The sequence below is a fragment of the Terrabacter sp. AAH1 genome (assembly GCF_054456855.1).
This window is the reverse complement of sequence record NZ_JBTJJV010000005.1, coordinates 188,376-209,885: the sequence shown is the minus strand read 5'-3', so window position 1 is coordinate 209,885 and position 21,510 is coordinate 188,376. Positions and strand designations below refer to the sequence as shown.

Here is a 21,510-nt window from a genome sequence, read left to right as displayed (position 1 = left end):
CCCGGCATACGCCCTCGAGGGGACTCAGCCCTCGCGAACCTGCACCTGGACGAACGGCGGCTTGACGACCGTCGCCTCGAGCGCACGACCACGCACGTCGATCGAGACCGTGTCTCCGTCGGCGACGTCAGGACGCAGGAGCGCCAACGCGATTCCCTGCTTCAGGGTCGGCGAGAACGTGCCCGAGGTGACCTCGCCGACGCTCTCGCCGTCGCGCGACACCGCGCAGTGGGCGCGCGGGATGCCGCGGCCCGTCACGAGCAGCCCGCGCATGAGGCGCTTGGGGTCGGCCTTCTCGGCCTCGAGCGCGGCCTTGCCCCAGAAGGTGTCCTTCTTCCAGCCGACCGCCCAGCCCGCCCGGGCCTGCACCGGGGAGATGTCGAGCGAGAGGTCCTGCCCGTGCAGGGGATAGCCCATCTCGGTGCGCAGCGTGTCACGCGCGCCGAGGCCGCACGGCTTGCCCTCGAAGGGCTCGATCGCGCCGACCATAGCGTCCCAGAGAGCGGGCGCGTCGTCCCAGCGCGGCACGAGCTCGTAGCCGCGCTCGCCCGTGTAGCCGGTGCGGCACACGATGACCGGATGGCCCTGCCAGTCCGCCTCGACGAACGACATGTAGTCGTGGCCCGTCGGCAGTCCGAGCGACTCGAGCACCTCGTCGCTCCTGGTGCCCTGGACCGCGATGACGCCGAAGTCGTGGTGCAGGTTGGTGACCGTGATGCCCTCGGGGGCCGCTGCCTGCAGGCGCCGCACCACCTCGGCGGTGTTGGCGGCGTTGGGGATGAGGAAGACGTCGTCGTCGGACTTGAGGTAGACGATCAGGTCGTCGACCACCCCGCCCGAATCGTCGCAGCACAACGTGTACTGGGCGGAGCCCGGCTGGATGCGGCGAACGTCGTTGGTGAGGCACGCGTTGACGAAGTCGGCCGCACCGGGTCCCACCACCGACGCCTTGCCGAGGTGGCTCACGTCGAAGATGCCGACACGCTCGCGCACCGCGGTGTGCTCGGCGACGACGCCGCCGCCCGGGTACTCGATCGGCATGTCCCAGCCGCCGAAGTCAGCCATCTTCGCGCCGAGGGCGACGTGCCGGTCGTGAAGCGGGGAGGTCAGCTGGGCGCGGGCACCCGACGTCTGTGTCGTCATGGGCGCCAACCTACCGCTCGGTGGGCGCGCCGCCCCCGCTCGTTATCATCGAACGCCGCCACCAGCGGCAGCGTGGCTGCGCCCTCCCGGGCGCCCGCGCACCCAGACTCACCCTGAGTCGCGCCGGCACCGCGCGACCTGGACGCACACCCGACGAAGGAGTCCTCGTGGCCAACCTGACCATCTCGAACCGCTCGGCCGCCGACACGCCGTGTGACGCGCTCGTCGTCGCGATCGTGCCGGGCGAGAGCGGCGCCGCCCTGGCCCCCGGGCACGGGCTGCCGCGCAAGACGGTCTCGCACCTCAAGTCGGTCGTCGCCGACCTCGAGCTCGCCGGCAAGGTGGGTGAGGTCACGACGCTCGCCGCCGTGCCCGAGGTGGCGGCCAAGCTGGTGGTGCTCGCCGGCGTGGGCGCCCTATCGACCGAGCCGGCCGCCCTCGAGGAGGTCCGCAAGGGCCTCGGCGCGGCCATCCGCACGCTGGGCAAGAAGAAGAAGGTCGCGGTCGTCGTGCCCGGCACGTCCGTCGAGCTCGTCTCCGCCGTCGCGGAGGGCGCGGCCCTCGGGGCGTATGCCGTCTCGAAGGCGGGCACGACCAGCACCGATGCCGTCGCCGCAGTCGCGCTCGTGGGCCCGGCCGACGCGGCCTCCCGCAAGGCCGTCAAGCGCGCGGCAGCGCTCGGTGACGCCGTCGCGTACACCCGCGACCTGGTCAACCTGCCGCCCAACCTGCTCTACCCCGAGACGTTCGTCGACTCCCTCGCCGACCGCATCAAGGGCACGAAGGTCAAGCTCAAGTCCTACGACATGAAGGCGCTGCGCGCCGGCGGCTTCGGCGGCACGGTCGGCGTCGGCCAGGGCTCGGCCAACGAGCCACGCATCGCCGTGCTCAGCTACTCCCCCAGCCGCCCCAAGGCCTCCATCGCCTTCATCGGCAAGGGCATCACCTTCGACTCGGGCGGCCTGTGCATCAAGCCGGCCAACGGCATGCTCACGATGAAGTGCGACATGGCCGGCGCTGCGGCCGTCGCCGGAGCGGTCCTGGCCATCGCCGAGCTCGGCCTGCCGATCGCCGTCACCGGCTACCTCGGGCTGGCGGAGAACATGCCCAGCTCGACGGCCCAGCGCCCGAGCGACGTCGTGACGATGCGGGGCGGCAAGACGGTCGAGGTGCTCAACACCGACGCCGAGGGACGCATGGTGCTCGGCGACTGCATCGCCCTCGCGTCCGAGACCTCGCCCGACGCGATCGTCGACGTCGCCACCCTCACCGGCGCCCAGGTCGTCGCGCTGGCCAACACGGCCGCCGTCATGTCCAACGACGACGCGTTCCGCACCCGCGTGCTCGATGCGGCGCGCACGGTCGGCGAGGCGATGTGGCCGATGCCGCTGCCGGTCGAGCTGCGCCCTGGCCTCGAGTCGATCAACGCCGACCTCGCCCACAAGGGCGGCGTCGAGGGCGGCATGCTCACGGCGGGCCTGTTCCTGCAGGAGTTCGTCGGCGAGGGCATCCCCTGGAGCCACCTCGACATCGCCGGGCCGGCCTTCAACGACAAGGCTCCTGCCGGCTACTGGCCCAAGGGCGGCACCGGCTTCGGCGTGCGCACCCTCGTCGGCGTGGCCGAGTCCTACCTCTGACAGACCGCCCAACCGTCGAAGGGCCACTCGTGGCCCCCTCGTGGCCCCTCGTGACAGTCGAGAGGCCAGGACGCGTCGCGCGTCCTGGCCTCTCGACACCGGTGAGGCAGCACTTCGTGGCCTCTCGACGGTTGGAGCGGGGGAGCTCAGCCGCCGGACTTGCGGCGGAACATCTGCTGGGCCTTGGCAGGCCCGTGCGCCCCGTGCACCTTCGAACGGTCGTGGTCGTCGGAGACGTCCTTGCCGCCGTGCGCGTGCTTCTTGTCGAGCGCCGCACGGAACTTGGCCTTCATCTCTTCGCTCGGGCCGCTCTCTGAGCCGTCCTGCTTGGACATCGGTGGACCTCCTGTGTGCTGTGGCGCCGGATCCGGCACGGACTGAACGCTTTTCACCCTGTCAGGCGCGGGCGGGCGGGTCCACCCCTTTACCTCACGCGTCGCCCCGGCGGCGCCGCTTGCTCCACTCCCGCATGCGGTTGGGGTAGCCGGTCTTGTTGACGTCGTAGACGGGGACGCCGAGCTTCTGGCTGATGTCGAAGCCGTCCTTGGGCGAACCGACCGCGCGACGGGTCCACTCGCCGTCCCAGGCGATGAGCACGATGGTCGTCGTGGTGACGCTCGTGGCGGGTTCGACGTACGCCTCGACACCGCGCTTGGTCTCGACGAAGGCACGCAGATGCGCCTCGACCGCCTTGCGGTCGATCTCCATCTGCGGACCGTCGGAGCGGCCCTGACGGCCGTCGCCCTTGCGGCTGCTGCGGCGCGAGAACCAGCCCATGGCGGCACTGTACGTGGTCGCACCGTGCCTGCGAGGGGACCTCGCCGCGAGGCGTGACCTGCCTGTGACGTCCCAGTCGATCAATGACAAGATGCTGTGTGCACGCCCACCCGCACGTCCCCGGACTCCGCTGCACGACGGCCGGAACCGGCGATCCACCCGAAGGAGCCCATGCACATGTCGGCTGATGCCGCAGGCGACTACGACGTCGTCATCCTCGGTGGGGGGTCGGGCGGCTACGCCTGTGCCCTCCGGTCGGCAGAGCTGGGCCTCTCGGTGGCCCTCGTCGAGAAGGGCCGCCTCGGCGGCACCTGCCTGCACCAGGGCTGCATCCCGACGAAGGCGCTGCTGCACGCCGCAGAGGTTGCCGACGTCGCTCGTGAGGGCGCGTCGTTCGGCGTCAAGACGACGTTCGAGTCCGTCGACATGACCGGCGTCAACGCCTACAAGGACGGCGTCATCAGCCGCCTCTACAAGGGCCTGCAGGGCCTCGTGAAGGCCGCCAAGATCGAGTACGTCGAGGGCGCCGGCGTCCTCGACGGCCCGAACACCGTCGTCGTCGGCGACCGCCGCATCACCGGCCGCAACGTCGTCCTCGCGACCGGCAGCTATGCGAAGTCGCTCCCCGGCCTCGAGATCGGCGGCCGCATCATGACGAGCGAGCAGGCGCTCGCGATCGACCACGTCCCGGCCCGCGTCGTCGTGCTGGGCGGCGGCGTCATCGGCGTCGAGTTCGCCTCTGTCTTCAAGAGCTTCGGCTCCGAGGTGACGATCGTCGAGGCACTCCCGCGACTCGTCGCCGCCGAGGACGAGACCATCAGCAAGCAGCTCGAGCGGTCCTTCCGCAAGCGCAAGATTGCCTTCAAGACCGGCGTGCGGTTCGCCGGCGCCACCCAGCAGGGCGACGTCGTCACCGTCTCGCTCGAGTCGGGCGAGACGATCGAGGCCGACCTGCTGCTCGTCGCGGTCGGCCGCGGACCGGTCACCGAGGGCCTCGGCTACGAGGCCGCCGGCGTCACCGTCGACCGCGGCTTCGTGCCCACCGACGAGCGCCTCCGCACGAACGTCCCGTCGGTGTACGCCGTCGGCGACATCGTGCCCGGGCTGCAGCTCGCCCACCGCGGCTTCGCCCAGGGCATCTTCGTCGCCGAGGAGATCGCGGGCCTCTCGCCCGCCGTCATCGACGAGACCGGCATCCCGCGCGTCACCTACTGCGACCCCGAGATCGCCAGCGTCGGGCTCACCGAGGCGCAGGCCCGCGAGAAGCACGGCGACGTCGCGACCTACGAGTACAACCTCGGCGGCAACGGCAAGTCGCAGATCCTCGGCACGCAGGGCTTCGTCAAGCTCGTCCGCCAGGTCGACGGTCCCGTCGTCGGGGTCCACATGATCGGCGCCCGCATGGGCGAGCAGATCGGCGAGGCGCAGCTCATCGTGAACTGGGAGGCGCACCCCGAGGACGTCGCCGGTCTCATCCACGCGCACCCCACACAGAACGAGGCGCTCGGCGAGGCACACTTGGCCTTGGCGGGGAAGCCCCTGCACGCACACGCTTGAGCCAGACACTGGGAAGAGGAGAAAACACGTCATGTCAGAACGCGTGACCATGCCGGCCCTGGGTGAGTCAGTCACCGAGGGGACCGTCACCCGCTGGCTGAAGAGCGTCGGCGACCAGGTCGAGGTCGACGAGCCACTGCTCGAGGTCTCCACCGACAAGGTCGACACCGAGATCCCGTCCCCCGTGGCGGGCACGCTGCAGGAGATCCTGGCGCAGGAGGACGACACCGTCCCCGTGGGCGCCGACCTCGCCGTCATCGGCGACGGTGCCGCTCCCTCCGGCGGGGGCGACGCACCGGCGGCCGAGTCTGCTCCCGAGCCCGAGGCGGCCCAGGCGCCTGCGCCCGAGGCGCCGAGCACCGAGCAGGAGCCGCAGGCCGCGACGAGCGAGCCCGAGGCCGCCCAGGCCGAGCAGCCCCAGGCCGGCGCGTCGTCGTCCGAGGGCGGCGAAGGCCAGACCGTCACGATGCCCGCGCTCGGCGAGTCCGTCACCGAGGGCACCGTCACCCGCTGGCTCAAGGCCGAGGGCGACGAGGTCGCCGTCGACGAGCCGCTCCTCGAGGTCTCCACCGACAAGGTCGACACCGAGATCCCCTCCCCCGTGGCCGGCACGCTGACCAAGATCCTCGTCCAGGAGGACGACACGGTCCCGGTCGGCGCCGACCTCGCCGTCATCGGTGGCGCGCCGGCGTCCGCTCCGGCTCAGGAAGCCCCGCAGCAGGAAGCCCCGAAGGAGGAGGCTCCGCAGCAGGAAGCCCCGAAGCAGGACGCCCCGCAGCAGGACGCCCCGCAGCAGGACGCCGCGGCCCAGGCCGACGCCGCCGCCTCGCAGCCGGCCGCGTCCCCGTCTCCCGCGGCCCAGGCACCCGCCCAGGCGCAGGCCGAGTCGGGCGAGCAGCAGGCCGCAGGCCTGCCGGCCGACGCCGAGCGCCCCGCCGCTCAGCAGTCCCCCGAGGCGAGCACGACGTCGTCGGCGCCGTCACGTGACGACGCTGCCGCGTACGTCACCCCCCTCGTGCGCAAGCTGGCCTCCCAGCACGGCGTCGACCTCGGCTCGATCACGGGCACGGGCGTCGGCGGCCGCATCCGCAAGCAGGACGTGCTCGATGCCGCCGAGGCCGCCAAGGCACCGGCCGCGCCTGCCCCGGCTGCCGCTCCGGCCGCGTCGGCTCCCACCCCGAGCGCGGCGCCGGCCCCGGCCGCAACCGCGGTCTCGCCCAAGCGCGGCACGCGCGAGAAGATGAGCCGTCTGCGCAAGGTCATCGCCACGCGCATGGTCGAGTCGCTCCAGGTCTCAGCCCAGCTGACCACCGTCGTCGAGGTCGACCTCACGAAGGTCGCCCGGCTGCGCGCCAAGGTCAAGAACGACTTCGAGGCCCGCGAGGGCACGAAGCTCAGCTTCCTGCCGTTCCTGGCGCTGGCGGCCACCGAAGCGCTCAAGGCGCACCCGATGGTCAACGCCAGCATCGACGGCGACGAGATCGTCTACCACGGCACCGAGAACCTCTCGATCGCCGTCGACACCGAGAAGGGCCTGATCGTCCCGGTGGTCAAGAACGCCGGCGACCTCAACATCGCCGGGCTCGCCCGCGCGATCGCCGACGTTGCGGCGCGCACGCGCAGCAACAAGATCACGCCCGACGACCTCGCCGGTGGCACGTTCACCATCACCAACACCGGCAGCCGCGGTGCGCTCTTCGACACGCCGATCATCAACCAGCCTCAGGTCGCCATCCTCGGCACCGGTGCGATCGTCAAGCGTCCGGTCGTCGTCACCGACGCCGACGGCGGCGAGACCATCGCGATCCGCTCGATGATGTACCTCGCGCTGTCCTACGACCACCGCATCGTCGACGGCGCAGACGCCGCACGCTTCCTCGGCACGATGAAGGCACGTCTGGAAGAGGGGCGCTTCGAGGCCTGAGGCCCCAGCCACATGAGGAGCACGTCATGACGAGGCGCGTCGCCATCGCCGGTTCGTCCGGACTGATCGGCGGCGCGCTTCGTCGTCATCTCGAGGCGCGCGGTGACGAGGTGCTGCGCCTCGTGCGCCGCCGCGCCGACGGTCCGGGCGAGGTCGAGTGGAACCCTACGAAGGGCGTCCTCGACGAGTCCGCGCTCGACCGCGTCGACGCGATCGTGAACCTCGCCGGGGTCGGCATCGGTGACCGTCGCTGGAACGCCGAGCACAAGCGCGAAGTCGAGCGGTCACGCACCGACGCGACCGGCACGATCGCCCGCGCCGTCGTGGCCCACCACGAGCGGACGGGCCGCGCCGTCAAGCTCGTCAACGGTTCGGCCGTGGGCTACTACGGCGACCGCGGCGACGAGGTGCTCACCGAGGACAGCCCGCCCGGCAGCGACTTCCTCGCCGGCGTGGTGACCCGGTGGGAGGGCGCTGCCCAGCCCGCCGTCGACGCCGCCCTCCCCGTGGCGTTCGTCCGCACCGGGCTCGTGATGGCTCGCGAGGGCGGCGCGTTCAAACCCGTCGTGCTGCTGGGCCGCCTGGGCCTCGGCGGGCCGATGGGCTCGGGCCGGGAGTGGTGGCCGTGGGTCACCCTCGTCGACGAGGTGCGCCTGCTGACCCACCTCGTGGACCACACCGAGCTGGTCGGGCCCTTCAACGCGGCGGCCCCGGGAGCCGCCCGGCAGAAGGAGATCGCAGCGGCGATCGGATCGGCCCTCTCGCGGCCGGCGATCCTGCCGGCGCCACAGTTCGCGCTGCGCGCCGTCATCGGCGAGTTCGCCGACTACGTGGTCGCGAGCCAGCGGATGCAGCCCGCTGCACTGCTCGCGAGCGGTTTCGAGTTCGAGCACCCCGACCTGACGAGCGCCGTCAGGTGGCTGGTGCAGTCGTGACGGCCGTGAGCCGCCAGCCCTGAGCACCCCGGGTCAGGGCGAAGTCGAGGAGCCTCCCGGTGTCGGCCGACCGCTGCGAGCGGGCGCCGTCGGCCGACACCACGACGTATGCCGTCCAGTCGACCCGGGCTCGCAGCACCGCGTGGCGGTCGTCGCCTGAGACGTGGAGCGCCTGGGCCACCTCGAGCCGCAGGCCCTCCCACCGCACTCCGGCCCGGCTCAGCCGCGCGACGAGGGCAGCATCGCTCGCCGCGCTCGCGGAACCGGGCGCGTGGACCGCGCCCAGAGCGCTGACGTCGCGGTTCACGAGCGCGGTCGCCCGACGGTCGCTCAGCGCCTGCAGGAGGTCCTTGGGTCGTCGCGCCGCACTGTCGGCGTCGAGGACGACGGGGACGAGTGCGGCCTGCCCGCCCGAGCTCGGCCGGCCGGCGTGAGCGGCGGGGCTTGCAGCGCCGCTGGGCCGTGCCAGGGTCGTCGCCACGGTTCTCGTCGCCGTCCTCGTTGCCGTGGTGGGCTCTGCCGGTGAGGGTCGGACGACCGGGGGCGCCGTCGCGACCCGCACGAGCGGGGCGCCCGGCTGCGTCTGCCGGGCCGCGAGGGCCCATCCGGCGACACCGAGCACGGGCACGGCCACGAGCGCGGCGGCGAGGACCCGCCGGCGCCAGCGGTGACCGACCGTGCTGACCGCAGGTGGAGCGTCCCGGCCCGCCTGCGCCCGCAGCCGGTGGGTGAGGGCCGACGCCTCGTCGGCACCGACCACGACCTCGACGGGCTCGGCCGACGACGCCTCGTAGAAGCGCCGGGCCAGCTCGGCCGCTGAGGGCCGGCGCGCGGGGTCGGGGTCGATGGCCTGCGCGACGACCTCGGCGAGCTCGGGGCCGACGTGGCTCACGACGGTCTCGAGGTCGAGCCGCATCATCGTGTCGGGGGCGCCGTTGCCCGTCAGGCAGAACCACGCGACCGCGCCCAGCGCGTACACGTCGGCCGCCTCGCCGGGTGGGTCGCCGAGGAGCACCTCGGGCGCCACGAAACCCGGGGTGCCGTGGACCGCCCCGGGGTCGCGCCCGGCGACCCGAGCCGCCCCCAGGTCGAGCAGGACGGGTCGCCCCGCCCTGGTCAGCGCGATGTTGGAGGGTGAGATGTCGGCGTGCACGCCCCCGGCCGAGTGCACGTGCGCGACCGCCTGGCTGATCGGCGTCAGCACGGTGACCACCTCGCCCGGGCGCAGGTGCCCGCGACTGGCGACCATTCCCCGCAGCACGGCGCCCCGGACGAGGTCGAAGACCAGCGCCTCGCGCCCGTCGGCGAGGGGGACGACCGACCGCAGCGTGACGAGATGGTCGTGCTGGACCGCGGTGAGGACCTGCTGCTCGACGAGCGCCTGCTGCGCATCGACCTCGTCGGGCGCCCGGTGCGGCACCTTGACCGCGACCGGCCGCCCGGTCGCGTCGACGCCCGCCCACACCACGGCAGACCCACCTGTACCGATCACCGCGTCGAGGCGGTGCCCCGGCACGTCGGGGACCGTGTGGGGCGGGCTCTGGCTCGGCTCGTGGGTGCTGTCGGTCACCCGCCCATGCAACCAGCGCCCGCGCGACCCGCGAGCGCGTCGTCCACAGGTCCGCTCAGGGGGTCTGCCCGGGCGTGACGACGTCGACGACGCGCCGGTCGCGGGCGCTGATCCGGGCCGCGTCGATGACGGCGAGCACGTGCACGGCGTCCCGCGGGTCGACGGGCATCGTCGCCTGCGGATCGGTGCTGGCGAGGGCGGCCGCGACCGCGCGGTAGAAGTTGGCCTGGTCGGCGTCGGACACGATGGGGCCGGGCTCGCGCTCGTCGCCGCGCACGACCCAGCCCACCGCGTCACCCTGGTTGGCGAACTCGGTGAACGAGCTGACGTCGTCGAACTGCTTGCCGATGACGTAGGCACCCCCCGAGCCGTTGACGCGAGCCCGCGGACCGGGGGCGCCGTTGACCGAGCTCGAGATGACGTGGCTGACGACGCCGGACGTGTGGCGGCACGCGAGGAAGGTGTCGTCCTCGGCCGTCACCGTGCGTGCGTCGAGCTCGGCGTACACCGACTCGACCTCCCCGTGCAGCAGCACCGCCTGGTCGATGAGGTGACTGTGCAGGTCGAGCAGCAGGCCACCGCCCTCGGTCGGCCCGACGGTCTCACGCCAGCGCTGCTTCGGCACGGGCCGCCAGCGGTCCCAACGGTATTCGGCCCGCCAGATCTCGCCGACGAGCTCCTCGTCGCGCACGATGCGCAGCGCCGCGAGCTCGGGGTCGAAACGCCGGTTGTTGAAGACGGTGAGGGGCACGCCGTGGTGGGTCGCCCGGTCGACGACGTCGAGGGCGGAGCTGGCGTCGACGGCGAGCGGCTTGTCGACGGCGAGGGGCAGGCCGGCCTCGATGACCTTCTCGGCCTGCTCGGCGTGCACCCCGCTCGGCGACGCGAGGACGACGAGGTCGAGCGCATCGACACCCAGCAGCGCTTCGAGGTCGGGCACGACCTCGGCGTGCGGCAGGTCCGAACGCACCTGCTCGGCGCGCGTCGCGTCGGACGTCGACACGGCTGCGACGCTCAGCCCGGCCCGCTCGATGAGGGGAGCGTGGATGCCGCGGCCGGCTGAGCCGTATCCGACGAGCCCGACACGGAGGGGGATGGACGGGGCGGCTTCGTCGGACGGCATTCCGGCATCGTATGCCGCACGGCGTACCCTGACCGCATGCGTCTCGTGCACCTCGGCCTCGACCCCGACTTCGTCGACTACGAGCAGGCCTGGCAGGTGCAGCGCGACACGCACGCGAAGGTCGTGGCCGGCGAGGAGCCCGACACGGTCTACCTGCTCGAGCACCGACCCGTCTACACGGCCGGCAAGCGCACCGAGCCGCAGGAGCGGCCCAACGACGGCACGCCGGTCATCGACGTCGACCGCGGCGGCAAGATCACGTGGCACGGGCCGGGCCAGATCACCGGCTACCCCATCGTGCGCCTCCCGGCCCCCATCGACGTCGTCGGCTACGTGCGGGCGCTCGAGGAGATGATGATCCGCGTGTGCGCCGACTTCGGCGTCGAGGCCGGGCGCGTCGAGGGCGAGAGCGGCACGTGGATCGCGGCCGACGACCGCGGGCCGCGACGCAAGATCGGCGCCATCGGCATCCGCGTGAGCCGCCAGGTGGCGATGCACGGCTTCGCATTCAACTGCAACCCCGACCTGTCGTGGGGTGAGGTCATCATCCCGTGCGGCATCGTCGGCGCCGGCGTCACGTCGCTGTCGTTCGAGCTCGGCCGCGACGTCCCCGTGACCGAGGTGCTGCCGCACGTCGAGAAGCACCTCGCCGACATCCTGCCGACACTGCGGCCCAACCGGCGCGCACTGGCCTGACCGACCCCCTAGGGTGGCGACCACCAACCGGTCGAACCAGGGGGATCGATGGACGCTGCCGTCCGCACCGTCAACCTACGCAAGACGTACCTGAGCCGCGGCGCGCGGCGGGTCGCCGTCCAGGGCCTCAGCATGACGGTGCCGCTCGGGGGCGTCCACGGCTTCCTCGGCCCCAACGGCTCGGGCAAGACGACGACGATCCGCATGCTCCTCGGGCTCGTCCGCGCCGACTCGGGATCCGCGGAGGTCTTCGGCGAGGCGGTGCCGGGTCGCCTCCCCCACGTCATCGACCGGGTCGGGGCCATCGTCGAGTCGCCGAAGTTCTTCCCCGCGTTCACCGCCCGTCAGAACCTGGCACTGCTGGCCGGCGCCATCGGGAGCCCCCGCCACCGCGTGGACGAGGTGCTCGAGGCCACCCACCTGCAGGACCGCGGCCGCGACCGCTACGCCGGCTTCTCGCTGGGCATGAAGCAGCGCCTGGCCATCGCGGCCACCCTGCTCAAGGACCCCGACCTGCTCATCTTCGACGAGCCGACCAACGGCCTCGACCCCGCCGGCATCCGCGAGGTCCGAGACACCATGCGCTCGCTCGGCGCCGGCGGCAAGACCGTGCTCGTCAGCTCGCACATCCTCGCGGAGGTCGAGCACGTGGCCGACACGGTCTCGATCATCGGGCACGGCGCGCTGCTGGCCGAGGGCCCGGTCGCCGACATCCTCGGCGGCACCGGGGTCGCGCAGGTGCGCGTCGGCGTGGCCGCCCCCGACCGGGCCGAGCAGGTGCTCCGCGCCGAGGGATTCAGCCCGACCAGGGAGGGTGAACACCTCCTCGTCGCCGCCGACGACCCGGCGGCCGTCACGCGGGCGCTGGCCGGCCACGGCCTCTACGTCAACGAGCTCGTCCCCGTGCGCCCCGACCTCGAGTCGGCCTTCCTCGCTCTCACGGCCGACCAGGGCCTCGGCACCGATGCCGACCGGGCGGCCGGCGGCGGCGCGAAGGGGGACGCGGCATGACCGACACCCTCATCTCCCCCGACGCCCGACCGCGCAGCGAGATGCGCCCCACGGGTGCGTCGTTCGCCGGGCTCGTCGGCGTGGAGCTGAAGCGCCTCTGGTGGCGCCGCCTGACGAAGGCGGTGCTCGCCGGCATCGTGCTCTTCGTCCTCGCGATGGTCTACAACGCGTACAAGTCCTCGACGCCCGAGCGCCTCGCCCAGCAGCTCGACTCGTACACGATCATGCTCGAGGAGAACAAGCGGCAGCAGGCCGAGATGAAGGACCAGCTGCCGCAGATGCTCGAGGACTGCCGCGAGCAGCAGGCGCTCGAGCGCGAGCGGACCGGCGACCCCGGCATCGACTTCCGCTGCGACACCATCGGCACGATCCAGAACCCGACGCTCGAGGAGATGGGCATCGTCGTGCCGATCGCCGACACCATCACGCAGTCCGCGATGGAGCCGCTCGTGTCGGTGGGTGGCTTCCTCGTGCTCATCCTCATGGGCAGCTTCGTGGCCGCGGAGTTCACCACCGGCTCGATGGGCAACTGGCTCACCTTCAAGCCACGCCGCTTGGAGGTCGCGGCGAGCAAGCTGGTCGCCGCCGCGATCGGCGCCACGGCTCTCGCCGCCGCCGCGGTCGTCCTGCTCGCCCTCGGTGCCCACATGGTCGCCACCGTGAACCGGCCGGGCTCCGACCTGCAGCTGCCAGACCCGCCACCGCTCGACGAGTCCCTGGGGCAGCTCGCGCTCCGGGCCGTCGTGGTCGTCCTGCTCGCCGGGTTGCTGGGAGCCACGCTCGGGCTGCTCGTGCGGCACACCGCCGCCGTCGTCGGCTTCGTGCTCGGCTACGTCGTCCTCGTCGAGGGGTTCGCCGTGCACGCGCTGCTGCAGGGCCGCCTCACGCCCTTCGCGATCGTGCCGAACGCGTTCGCGTTCCTCGAGAAGGGCTTTCCGTACGCCGCCGAGCGGTGCACCGCCGACGGGTGCACCTTCGCCGAACAGACGATCACCTACACGCACGGCTGGGTCTACCTGCTCGTCGTGAGCGTCGTGCTCGTCGCCGCGGCCCTCGCCGCCTTCCGCCGCCGCGACGTCACGTGACGGTGCGGTGATCCGGACCTGACCTGTCGATCCGGCGCGAAGCCGTTCGTCGTACGGGTAGCCGGACACACCGGCGGACACCGAAGCAAGGAGACACCGACATGGCCAAGTACCTGGTCCTCATCTACGGCAGCGAGCAGGAGTGGGACGCCCAGACGCCCGAGGAGCTCGAGGCCAAGGAGGCGGGCCACATCGCCTTCTCGCGGGCCGCCGGCGCCGGTCGCCTCAGTGGTGAGGAGCTCGAGTCGGCGACGACGGCGACCACCCTGCGCGCCTCGGGCAACAGCACTCCGCTCGTCACCGACGGACCGTTCATGGAGACGAAGGAGGCGCTCGGCGGCTTCTACATCGTCGACGTGCCGGACCTCGACGCCGCCGTCGGGCTGGCCAGGATGCTGCCGGAGCTGCGCGAGCGGCACGGGGCCGTCGAGGTGCGCCCGATCGTCGACCACGGCTGAGCCGACACCGTGACGTCCGCGCCACCGCCCGAGGTCGCCGCCGCCGTGGCACGCGCGCACCGCGACGAGTGGGCCCGCGTGCTCGCCTCGACAGCCCGGGTCACGCGCGACCTCGACCTCGCCGAGGAGTGCACCCAGGACGCGTTCGAGCGAGCCCTCGAGCGGTGGCCGGCGGACGGCATACCCCGGCGGCCGGGCGGCTGGCTCACCACGGTCGCGGGCAACCGCGCCCGCGACGTCGTGCGTCGGGAGGCGCACGGTCGGCGCCTGCTCCCGATGCTCGTCGTCGACGAGAGCGACCCCGAGCCGTATGCCGTGGACGAGCGGGCCGTGCCCGACGACCGTCTGCGCCTCGTCTTCACCTGCTGCCACCCGGCGCTCGCGCCGGAGGCACAGGTCGCCCTCACCCTGCGGCTGGTCTGCGGCCTGTCGACCGCGGAGGTCGCACGCGCGTTCCTCGTGCAGGAGTCGACGATGGCCGCGCGGATCACCCGGGCCAAGAGGAAGATCGCGACGGCGCGCATCCCCTACCGCGTGCCGTCGCGCGACGAGCTGCCCCAGCGCCTCGGCGCGGTCACCGACGTGCTGCACCTCGTCTTCACGACCGGGCACACGGCGCCGAGCGGGAGCGGGCTCGTGCGGCAGGACCTCGTCGACGTCGCCATCCGGATGGGCCGCATGCTGCACCGGCTGCTGCCGGATGCCAGCGGTGTCACCGGCCTGCTGGCCCTGATGCTGCTCGCCCACGCACGACGTGACACCCGGGTGGGCGAGGACGGGACGCTGGTCCTGCTCGCCGACCAGGACCGCTCGCGCTGGGACCACCGGCTCATCGCCGAGGGGGCGGCGCTCGTGGGAGAGGCCCTGGGGCAGGGACCTCCGGGGCGGCACACCGTCGAGGCGGCCATCGCGGCCGTGCACGCCGAGGCGCCGACCTGGGAGGCGACCGACTGGGCCGAGGTCGTCGGGCTCTACGACGTGCTCCTCGACCTGTGGCCGTCGCCGGTCGTCGCCCTCGCTCGCGCGGCAGCGCTGGGCTTCCGCGACGGGCCGCGGGCGGGCCTCGCCGCGCTGGAGCCACTTCTCGCGGACCCCTCCGTCGCGACGTATCCCTACGTGAGCGCCACCCGGGCCGATCTGCTGCGTCGCTTGGGCGCCTGGCCGGAGGCGGCGACCGCGTACGAGGAGGCGCTCACGCTCACCGGGAACGACGTCGAGCGGGCCTTTCTCGTGTCACGGCTCGCCGAGGCGCGAGCCAACGAGGACGCCTGAGCCCGCCCCACGGCATACGGCCGTGGTCGGGAGCGTTGTCGATGAGGCGTAACCTGTCCGGAGCAGGAAGTCCCGACCAAGGAGCCCGTGTGTCTGTCGTTCCCGACGGCCGTCGTCTGCTGCGCGTCGAGGCGCGCAACGCCGAGACCCCCATCGAGCGCAAGCCGTCCTGGATCCGGACGACCGCGAAGATGGGCCCCGAGTACACCGCGCTGCACTCGATGGTGAAGTCCGAGGGCCTGCACACGGTGTGTCAGGAGGCCGGCTGCCCCAACATCTTCGAGTGCTGGGAGGACAAGGAGGCCACCTTCCTCATCGGCGGTGACGTCTGCACCCGGCGCTGCGACTTCTGCGACATCGCGACGGGCCGACCGACCTCGCTCGACCTCGACGAGCCGCGCCGCGTCGCCGAGTCCGTGGCCCAGATGGGGTTGCGCTACTCGACCGTCACCGGCGTCGCCCGCGACGACCAGCCCGACGGCGCCGCCGGGCTCTACGCCGAGACGATCCGCCAGATCCACCTGCTCAACCCGAACACCGGCGTCGAGATCCTCCCTCCCGACTTCGGCGCCAGGCCCGAGCTCGTCGGCCAGGTCTTCGACGCCCGCCCCGAGGTGTTCGCGCACAACCTCGAGACCGTGCCGCGCATCTTCAAGCGCATCCGGCCCGCCTTCACCTACGAGAAGTCGCTCAAGGTGCTGACGATGGCCCGCGAGGCGCAGCTCGTCACGAAGTCCAACCTCATCCTCGGCATGGGCGAGACCGACACCGAGATCGAGGAGGCCATCCGCGACCTCCACGACGCCGGCTGCGACATCCTCACGATCACCCAGTACCTCCGCCCCTCGAAGCTGCACCACCCCATCGACCGGTGGGTCAAGCCGGAGGAGTTCGTGCACTGGTCCGAGGTCGCCGAGGAGATGGGCTTCAAGGGCGTCATGGCCGGCCCGCTCGTGCGCTCGTCCTACCGCGCAGGCCGCCTCTGGGCTACCGCGATGCGCAAGTGGGGTCGCGAGATCCCGGCCCACCTCGCGCACCTCGCCGAGGCCGCCGAGTCCCCCGCCCGCCAGGAGGCGGCGTCGTTGGTGGCCCGCGCACAGAGCGCCGTATCCTGAGCACCATGGCACGCAACAAAGACGGGGACGCATCGACCGCGCCCCAGGAGAAGAAGCAGGGACGGCTGTCCCAGATCCGCGACGTCTACCGGATCTCGAGGCAGGCTGACCCGCTCATCGGCTGGTACATGCTCCTGGCGTTCCTCGTGACGTTCGGCGTCCTGCTCGTCGTCGGCTTCATCGTCAAGCTGCCGTGGATCTTCGGTGCGTTCGGCGTGCTGTTCGGCATCCTCGCCGCGACGATCGTCATGAGCCGGCGCGCCGAGCGCGCCGCCTACGGCCAGATCGAGGGTCAGGCCGGTGCCGCCGGCGCTGCGCTCACCTCGATCCGCCGCGGCTGGTACACCGACCGCGAGCCGGTCGCCGCCGACGTGGCCCGTGCCGGTGACATCAGCTCGGCCGCGATGGTCTACCGCGCCCTCGGCCGCCCGGGCGTCGTGCTCGTCGGCGAGGGCCCCACGTCGCGCGTGCAGAAGCTGCTCGCCGCGGAGAAGAAGCGCGTCGAGCGCGTGGCCCCCGGCGTGCCGGTCACGACACTCCGGGTCGGCAACGGCGAGAACGAGATCCCGCTGCCCAAGCTCGCGAGCAAGGTCCAGCGCCTCAAGCCGCAGATCACCAAGGACGAGATGGCCATGGTCAACAAGCGTCTCAAGGCGCTCGGCGGCCTGCGCGCTCCCCTGCCGCCCGGCGTCGACCCGACGCGCGCCCGCATGGACCGCAAGGCCCTGCGCGGCAAGTGACCCCCGATCGAAAGAGCAGTTCGTCCCTCGCGGACGGACTGCTCTTTCGCTGTGAGGAGGACGAACTGCGCTTTCGATCGCCGGGCGGGTCAGCGGGTGCGGACCAGGACGGTGCCGGGGACCTTGTCGTGCAGGCCCCGCCCGTCTCGGTCCCAGACCACCGCCGGGATGAAGATCGCCAGCAGGATCGTGCGCACGACCGCCTGGACCGGCATCACCCGGCCCGTGGACAGCGACCGCACCTGCAGCCCCGTGATGCGGTGGCCGATGGTGTAGCCGAGCGTGCCGACGAGCAGCAGGTGCATGACGGCGAACACGCCGAGCACCACGAAGTTCTGGGCCCCGGTCGCCGGCGGCTGCGAGAACGGCAGCGGCACCGAGAAGAGCCCCCTCGCGATGAGCGAGGCGATGCCCCAGTCGATGAGGACGCCGACGAGCCGGATGCCGAAGCCGCCGATCGAACCGGGCCCCTTGTCGGGCAGGCCCAGGTCGCGTCCCCGGTACTGTCCGTCCGCGCTCGTGCGCGCTCTCGGGCCCTCGAGCCACGAGCCGAAATCCTTGCGGTCCACCACGGTGCAAGCGTAACGAGACACGGGCTGTGTGCTTTGCCCGGGCCTGTGCATCCGTAACACCCGCGAAACATCCGGGTCATGGCCGAGAAATCGCCGGTCGGTAGTGTCGTCGACGACAGCACGGGGCCGTCACTCGATCCCGGCCGCTCGACAGAGCGCCGCGACAGAGGGGCGACCTCGCCCCACATAGGAGGTTGGATGTTCAGCTCAGCTGACGAGGTCCTCACGTTCATCAAGGACGAGGACGTCAAGTTCGTCGACATTCGGTTCTGCGATCTGCCCGGTGTCATGCAGCACTTCAACGTGCCGGCTGAGTCGGTCGACGAGGACTTCTTCACCGTTGGTCAGATGTTCGACGGGTCCTCGATCCGCGGCTTCCAGGCGATCCACGAGTCCGACATGAAGCTGGTCCCGGACCCCGCCACCGCGTTCATCGACCCGTACCGCGCCGAGAAGACGCTGGTCATGAACTTCTCGATCCTCGACCCGTTCACCGACGAGCGCTACAGCCGCGACCCGCGCAACATCGCGAGCAAGGCCGAGGAGTACCTCAAGTCGACCGGTATCGCCGACACCGCCTACTTCGGCGCCGAGGCCGAGTTCTACGTCTTCGACGACGTGCGCTTCGAGACGAAGCAGAACGCCGGCTACTACTTCATCGACTCCGTCGAGGCCGCGTGGAACACCGGCCGCGAGGAGGAGGGCGGCAACAAGGGCTACAAGACCCGCTACAAGGGCGGCTACTTCCCCGTCTCGCCGGTCGACCACTTCGCCGACTTCCGCGACAAGATCTGCCTCGAGCTCAAGGAGGTCGGTCTCAACGTCGAGCGCAGCCACCACGAGGTCGGCACCGCGGGCCAGATGGAGATCAACTACCGCTTCAACACGCTGCTCCACTCGGGCGACGACCTCATGAAGTTCAAGTACGTCGTCAAGAACTCCGCGTGGGCGCAGGGCCACACCGCCACGTTCATGCCGAAGCCGCTCTTCGGCGACAACGGCTCGGGCATGCACACGCACCAGTCCCTCTGGAAGGACGGCGAGCCGCTCTTCTACGACGAGCGCGGCTACGGCGGCCTGTCGGACATCGCGCGCTGGTACATCGGCGGCCTGCTCAAGCACGCCCCCTCGCTGCTGGCGTTCACCAACCCGACGATCAACAGCTACCACCGCCTGGTCCCGGGCTACGAGGCCCCGGTCAACCTGGTCTACTCGGCCCGCAACCGCTCGGCGTGCGTGCGCATCCCGATCACGGGCACCTCGCCCAAGGCAAAGCGCATCGAGTTCCGCGTTCCCGACCCGTCGGCGAACCCGTACCTCTGCTTCGCCGCCCAGCTGATGGCCGGCCTCGACGGCATCAAGAACCGCATCGAGCCGCCGGAGCCCGTGGACAAGGACCTCTACGAGCTGCCGCCCGAGGAGCACGCGGCGATCGAGCAGGTCCCGGGCTCGCTGCCCGAGGTGCTCGCGGCGCTCGAGGCCGACCACGACTACCTCCTCGAGGGCGACGTCTTCACGGCCGACCTCATCGAGGCGTGGATCGAGTACAAGCGCAAGAACGAGGTGGACCCGATCCGCTTCCGCCCGCACCCCCACGAGTTCGAGATGTACTTCGACCTCTGAGCGGAGCGAAGCGGAGCCAGAGGTCGAACGACGGCTCAGCGACCTCTGAGCGGAGCGAAGCGGAGCCAGAGGTCGAACGACGGCTCAGCGACCTCTGAGCGGAGCGAAGCCACAGCGAGTCCGCTCGTGCTGCCAGCACCACCGCAACGGCAGCGCGGGCGGACTCGTCCGCGTTTCGAAGATCTTCGCAAAAAGCGCGTCATGAACTGGGCCGTCGATCGTCTACCTGATGACGACGGACTGACAAGGCTGTCGCCACACGGAGGTTGGCTGGTTCGTGGAGGGACTGCCGCATCCGTGCCCACTCCCGAGTGGGCAGACGAACAGCCCCGCTCACCCGACGGCGAGCGGGGCTGTTTGCTGCCTGGCTCCCCTCCCACCCCGCCTACCCCGGTCGGGCCACGATTGTTCCCGCGGGGACCGGGGCCGGGTACGACGGAGGTATGAGTGACGACCCCTTCGACCTCCAGCGGTTCGTGGACGCGCAGGACCGTGGCGGTGCGTACGTCGCTGCGCTCGCCGAGCTGCGTGCGGGCCGCAAGCGCGGCCACTGGATGTGGTTCGTGCTGCCCCAGGTCGCCGGGCTCGGTCGCAGCGACATGGCGAGGGCGTATGCCGTGTCGGGCCTTCCCGAGGCACGTGCCTACCTGCGCCACCCCGTCCTCGGACCCCGTCTGCGCGAGTGCGCTGAGGCCCTGGACGCGTTGAGCGAGCGTGACCCGGTCGCCGTGCTGGGAGGCATCGACGCCACGAAGCTGCGGTCGTCGATGACGCTGTTCGAGCGGGCCGCCACCGACCCGTCGGACGAGGAGCTGTTCGGCCGGGTGCTCGACCACTTCTTCGGTGGGCGCAGGGACGACGCGACGACCGGGATCCTGGGTTCGTGACGGGCGGGCCGGCGGGGTCGACGCCACGCCGAGCGACCTCCAGTGGGTGGTGTCGGGCTACGCGCTGGCCTTCGGCCTGACTCTCGTGCCGTCGGGGCGCATCGGCGACGCGCTCGGCCGGCGCACGGTCTTCGTCGTGGGCGTGGTGCTGTTCGGCCTGTCGAGCCTCGCCTGCGGGTTGGCGCCCAGTGCGGGTCTGCTCGTCGTGGCGCGGCTGGTGCAGGGCGCCGCGGGGGGCATCCTCAACCCCCAGGTCTCGGGTCTCATCCAGCAGCTGTTCCGAGGGGCCGAGCGCGGGCGTGCCTTCGGCCTGCTCGGTGCGACGATCGGGATCTCGACGGCGGTCGGTCCTGTCGTGGGTGGCGTGCTGCTCGACGCCCTCGGCGCCGACGCCGGCTGGCGGTGGATCTTCTTCGTCAACCTGCCCGTCGCGGTCGCCGCCGTCGTCCTCGCGATGCGCTGGCTCCCGGCCCCTCCGCAGCGGGCTCGCGGGCGCGGCATCGACGTCGACCCGGTCGGGGTGCTGCTGCTGGGGGCGGGCGTGCTCGGCATCCTGCTGCCCGTGGTGGAGTCGGGCCGTGGCGGCTCGACCGTGCCGTGGTGGGTCGGCCTCGTGGGCCTGGCCTTCGTGGGGGCGTTCCTGGCGTGGGAACGTCGCTACACCGGCCTCGGACGAGAGCCTCTCGTCGACCTCTCGCTCTTCGGCGTGAGGGGCTACCCGTCGGGCGCGACCGTCGGCACCATCTACTTCGGCGGGTTCACCGGGATCTTCTTCGTGCTGACCATCCACGTTCAGCAGCAGCTGCACTACTCGCCGCTGCTGGCCGGTCTCACCGTCACCCCGTTCGCGCTCGGCTCGGCCGTCACGTCCGCGCTCGGCGGGCGGCTCGTGAGCCGGTACGGCCGCCTGCTCGTGACCACCGGTCTCGTCGTCGTGCTCGTCGGCGTCGTCGGCGTCGACATCACGGTCGCGGCCGCCGACGGTCCCGGCCTCGGCTGGTGGCTCGTTGCGCCGCTGCTCGTGGCCGGCATCGGCAGCGGCCTCGTCATCTCCCCCAACATCACCCTCGCGGTCGACGGCGTGCCCGTCGACCGGGCCGGCACGGCCGGCGGTCTGCTGCAGACCGGCCAGCGCATCGGGACGGCGATGGGCATCGCGCTGGTGGGCGCCGTCTTCTACGCCGGCGCCGGAGGAGCCGGAGGGCTCGACCCGAGCGGAGCGCTCAAGGTCTGCGCAGTCCTCGTCGCCGTGGCGCTCGCCGCCAGCGCGGTCGACCTGCGCAACCGGCGGCACATGCGGTAGCCGACCGGTCGGCATACGCGAGAAGGGCCGGCGCGGACGCGCGGCGAGGTCCGCGCCCTACGTCGATCGCCGTAGGCCGGGC

20 protein-coding genes are annotated in these 21,510 nt (G+C 71.9%); 14 read left to right on the top strand and 6 right to left on the bottom strand.

All coding sequences use genetic code 11. The features are described from left to right. Positions 1-24: 24 nt before the first annotated feature. Positions 25-1,143: a glycine cleavage system aminomethyltransferase GcvT gene (gene gcvT / locus ACXR8F_RS10725; RefSeq protein ID WP_458800340.1), complete on the bottom strand. Its 1,119-nt coding sequence runs from the start codon at positions 1,141-1,143 to the stop codon at positions 25-27. Positions 1,144-1,310: 167 nt separating this feature from the next. Here gcvT and ACXR8F_RS10720 point away from each other — a divergent pair, with 167 nt between their 5' ends. Beyond that, the gene (locus ACXR8F_RS10720) at positions 1,311-2,780 is read left to right on the top strand and encodes a leucyl aminopeptidase (RefSeq protein ID WP_458800338.1); all 1,470 of its coding nucleotides are present in this window, start codon (positions 1,311-1,313) and stop codon (positions 2,778-2,780) included. A gap of 146 nt (positions 2,781-2,926) precedes the next feature. Here the strand turns inward: ACXR8F_RS10720 and ACXR8F_RS10715 are convergent, their stop codons facing one another. Further along, entirely contained in the window at positions 2,927-3,115 is a 189-nt protein-coding gene (locus ACXR8F_RS10715; protein WP_045192573.1) for a DUF5302 domain-containing protein, read from the bottom strand. Between the two features lie 94 nt (positions 3,116-3,209). After that, complete coding sequence (locus ACXR8F_RS10710) at positions 3,210-3,557, bottom strand: hypothetical protein (protein ID WP_045192574.1); 348 nt, start codon at positions 3,555-3,557, stop codon at positions 3,210-3,212. A gap of 171 nt (positions 3,558-3,728) precedes the next feature. Between ACXR8F_RS10710 and lpdA the strand changes: the two genes are divergently transcribed. From lpdA to ACXR8F_RS10695, 3 genes are read left to right on the top strand one after another with little or no spacing between them, the layout of a single operon-like run. Continuing rightward, positions 3,729-5,114 carry a dihydrolipoyl dehydrogenase gene (gene lpdA, locus ACXR8F_RS10705; RefSeq protein WP_458800335.1) on the top strand — a complete coding sequence of 462 codons (1,386 nt, stop codon included), beginning with the start codon at positions 3,729-3,731 and terminating at the stop codon, positions 5,112-5,114. 31 nt (positions 5,115-5,145) lie between these two features. Next, a complete protein-coding gene (gene sucB, locus ACXR8F_RS10700) occupies positions 5,146-7,038 on the top strand; it encodes a 2-oxoglutarate dehydrogenase, E2 component, dihydrolipoamide succinyltransferase (RefSeq protein ID WP_458800334.1) in 1,893 nt (630 codons plus the stop codon). 26 nt (positions 7,039-7,064) lie between these two features. Beyond that, positions 7,065-7,973, top strand: a complete 909-nt coding sequence (locus ACXR8F_RS10695) for a TIGR01777 family oxidoreductase (protein ID WP_458800332.1) — start codon at positions 7,065-7,067, stop codon at positions 7,971-7,973. On the opposite strand, the gene ACXR8F_RS10690 is transcribed toward ACXR8F_RS10695, so the two are convergent. Together ACXR8F_RS10690 and ACXR8F_RS10685 are read right to left on the bottom strand one after the other, a co-directional pair. Continuing rightward, the gene (locus ACXR8F_RS10690) at positions 7,951-9,543 is read right to left on the bottom strand and encodes a serine/threonine-protein kinase (protein ID WP_458800330.1); all 1,593 of its coding nucleotides are present in this window, start codon (positions 9,541-9,543) and stop codon (positions 7,951-7,953) included. The two genes, ACXR8F_RS10695 and ACXR8F_RS10690, sit on opposite strands and share 23 nt — an antisense overlap. A 55-nt stretch (positions 9,544-9,598) precedes the next feature. After that, positions 9,599-10,666 (bottom strand): Gfo/Idh/MocA family protein, encoded by a 1,068-nt coding sequence (locus ACXR8F_RS10685; RefSeq protein ID WP_458800328.1) that lies wholly within the window; start codon positions 10,664-10,666, stop codon positions 9,599-9,601. Positions 10,667-10,702: 36 nt separating this feature from the next. Here ACXR8F_RS10685 and lipB point away from each other — a divergent pair, with 36 nt between their 5' ends. The 7 genes from lipB (at position 10,703) to ACXR8F_RS10650 (ending at position 17,043) form a co-directional block, all read left to right on the top strand. Next, a complete protein-coding gene (gene lipB, locus ACXR8F_RS10680) occupies positions 10,703-11,362 on the top strand; it encodes a lipoyl(octanoyl) transferase LipB (protein WP_458800326.1) in 660 nt (219 codons plus the stop codon). Between the two features lie 48 nt (positions 11,363-11,410). Continuing rightward, entirely contained in the window at positions 11,411-12,373 is a 963-nt protein-coding gene (locus ACXR8F_RS10675; RefSeq protein WP_045192582.1) for an ABC transporter ATP-binding protein, read from the top strand. Then, positions 12,370-13,458, top strand: a complete 1,089-nt coding sequence (locus ACXR8F_RS10670; RefSeq protein ID WP_458800324.1) for an ABC transporter permease subunit — start codon at positions 12,370-12,372, stop codon at positions 13,456-13,458. Before ACXR8F_RS10675 ends, ACXR8F_RS10670 begins: the two co-directional genes overlap by 4 nt. Positions 13,459-13,559: 101 nt before the next feature. Beyond that, a complete protein-coding gene (locus ACXR8F_RS10665; protein ID WP_458800322.1) occupies positions 13,560-13,916 on the top strand; it encodes a YciI family protein in 357 nt (118 codons plus the stop codon). A 9-nt stretch (positions 13,917-13,925) separates the two neighbouring features. Next, positions 13,926-15,188: an RNA polymerase sigma factor gene (locus ACXR8F_RS10660; protein WP_458800320.1), complete on the top strand. Its 1,263-nt coding sequence runs from the start codon at positions 13,926-13,928 to the stop codon at positions 15,186-15,188. Between the two features lie 89 nt (positions 15,189-15,277). After that, complete coding sequence (lipA, locus tag ACXR8F_RS10655; RefSeq protein WP_045192588.1) at positions 15,278-16,303, top strand: lipoyl synthase; 1,026 nt, start codon at positions 15,278-15,280, stop codon at positions 16,301-16,303. Positions 16,304-16,308: 5 nt separating this feature from the next. Beyond that, positions 16,309-17,043 carry a DUF4191 domain-containing protein gene (locus tag ACXR8F_RS10650; RefSeq protein WP_045192590.1) on the top strand — a complete coding sequence of 245 codons (735 nt, stop codon included), beginning with the start codon at positions 16,309-16,311 and terminating at the stop codon, positions 17,041-17,043. Between the two features lie 89 nt (positions 17,044-17,132). Here the strand turns inward: ACXR8F_RS10650 and ACXR8F_RS10645 are convergent, their stop codons facing one another. Beyond that, positions 17,133-17,615, bottom strand: coding sequence for an RDD family protein (locus ACXR8F_RS10645; protein ID WP_458800318.1), 483 nt, complete (start codon positions 17,613-17,615; stop codon positions 17,133-17,135). 198 nt (positions 17,616-17,813) lie between these two features. Between ACXR8F_RS10645 and glnA the strand changes: the two genes are divergently transcribed. The 3 genes from glnA (at position 17,814) to ACXR8F_RS10630 (ending at position 21,428) form a co-directional block, all read left to right on the top strand. Continuing rightward, the gene (glnA, locus tag ACXR8F_RS10640; protein WP_458800316.1) at positions 17,814-19,238 is read left to right on the top strand and encodes a type I glutamate--ammonia ligase; all 1,425 of its coding nucleotides are present in this window, start codon (positions 17,814-17,816) and stop codon (positions 19,236-19,238) included. Positions 19,239-19,681: 443 nt separating this feature from the next. Beyond that, on the top strand, positions 19,682-20,125 hold the full coding sequence (locus tag ACXR8F_RS10635; protein WP_458800314.1) for a DUF1810 domain-containing protein: 444 nt from the start codon (positions 19,682-19,684) through the stop codon (positions 20,123-20,125). Further along, positions 20,082-21,428 carry an MFS transporter gene (locus ACXR8F_RS10630; protein WP_458800312.1) on the top strand — a complete coding sequence of 449 codons (1,347 nt, stop codon included), beginning with the start codon at positions 20,082-20,084 and terminating at the stop codon, positions 21,426-21,428. Before ACXR8F_RS10635 ends, ACXR8F_RS10630 begins: the two co-directional genes overlap by 44 nt. Positions 21,429-21,510 lie beyond the last annotated feature (82 nt).

What these genes read in the sequence shown, in the direction of transcription:
- gcvT (WP_458800340.1), bottom strand. Translation starts at nt 1,143, where the DNA reads ATGACGACACAGACGTCGGGTGCCCGCGCCCAGCTGACCTCCCCGCTT.
- ACXR8F_RS10715 (WP_045192573.1), bottom strand. Translation starts at nt 3,115, where the DNA reads ATGTCCAAGCAGGACGGCTCAGAGAGCGGCCCGAGCGAAGAGATGAAG.
- ACXR8F_RS10710 (WP_045192574.1), bottom strand. Translation starts at nt 3,557, where the DNA reads ATGGGCTGGTTCTCGCGCCGCAGCAGCCGCAAGGGCGACGGCCGTCAG.
- lpdA (WP_458800335.1), top strand. Translation starts at nt 3,729, where the DNA reads ATGCACATGTCGGCTGATGCCGCAGGCGACTACGACGTCGTCATCCTC.
- sucB (WP_458800334.1), top strand. Translation starts at nt 5,146, where the DNA reads ATGTCAGAACGCGTGACCATGCCGGCCCTGGGTGAGTCAGTCACCGAG.
- ACXR8F_RS10695 (WP_458800332.1), top strand. Translation starts at nt 7,065, where the DNA reads ATGACGAGGCGCGTCGCCATCGCCGGTTCGTCCGGACTGATCGGCGGC.
- ACXR8F_RS10685 (WP_458800328.1), bottom strand. Translation starts at nt 10,666, where the DNA reads ATGCCGTCCGACGAAGCCGCCCCGTCCATCCCCCTCCGTGTCGGGCTC.
- lipB (WP_458800326.1), top strand. Translation starts at nt 10,703, where the DNA reads ATGCGTCTCGTGCACCTCGGCCTCGACCCCGACTTCGTCGACTACGAG.
- ACXR8F_RS10675 (WP_045192582.1), top strand. Translation starts at nt 11,411, where the DNA reads ATGGACGCTGCCGTCCGCACCGTCAACCTACGCAAGACGTACCTGAGC.
- ACXR8F_RS10670 (WP_458800324.1), top strand. Translation starts at nt 12,370, where the DNA reads ATGACCGACACCCTCATCTCCCCCGACGCCCGACCGCGCAGCGAGATG.
- ACXR8F_RS10665 (WP_458800322.1), top strand. Translation starts at nt 13,560, where the DNA reads ATGGCCAAGTACCTGGTCCTCATCTACGGCAGCGAGCAGGAGTGGGAC.
- ACXR8F_RS10650 (WP_045192590.1), top strand. Translation starts at nt 16,309, where the DNA reads ATGGCACGCAACAAAGACGGGGACGCATCGACCGCGCCCCAGGAGAAG.
- glnA (WP_458800316.1), top strand. Translation starts at nt 17,814, where the DNA reads ATGTTCAGCTCAGCTGACGAGGTCCTCACGTTCATCAAGGACGAGGAC.
- ACXR8F_RS10635 (WP_458800314.1), top strand. Translation starts at nt 19,682, where the DNA reads ATGAGTGACGACCCCTTCGACCTCCAGCGGTTCGTGGACGCGCAGGAC.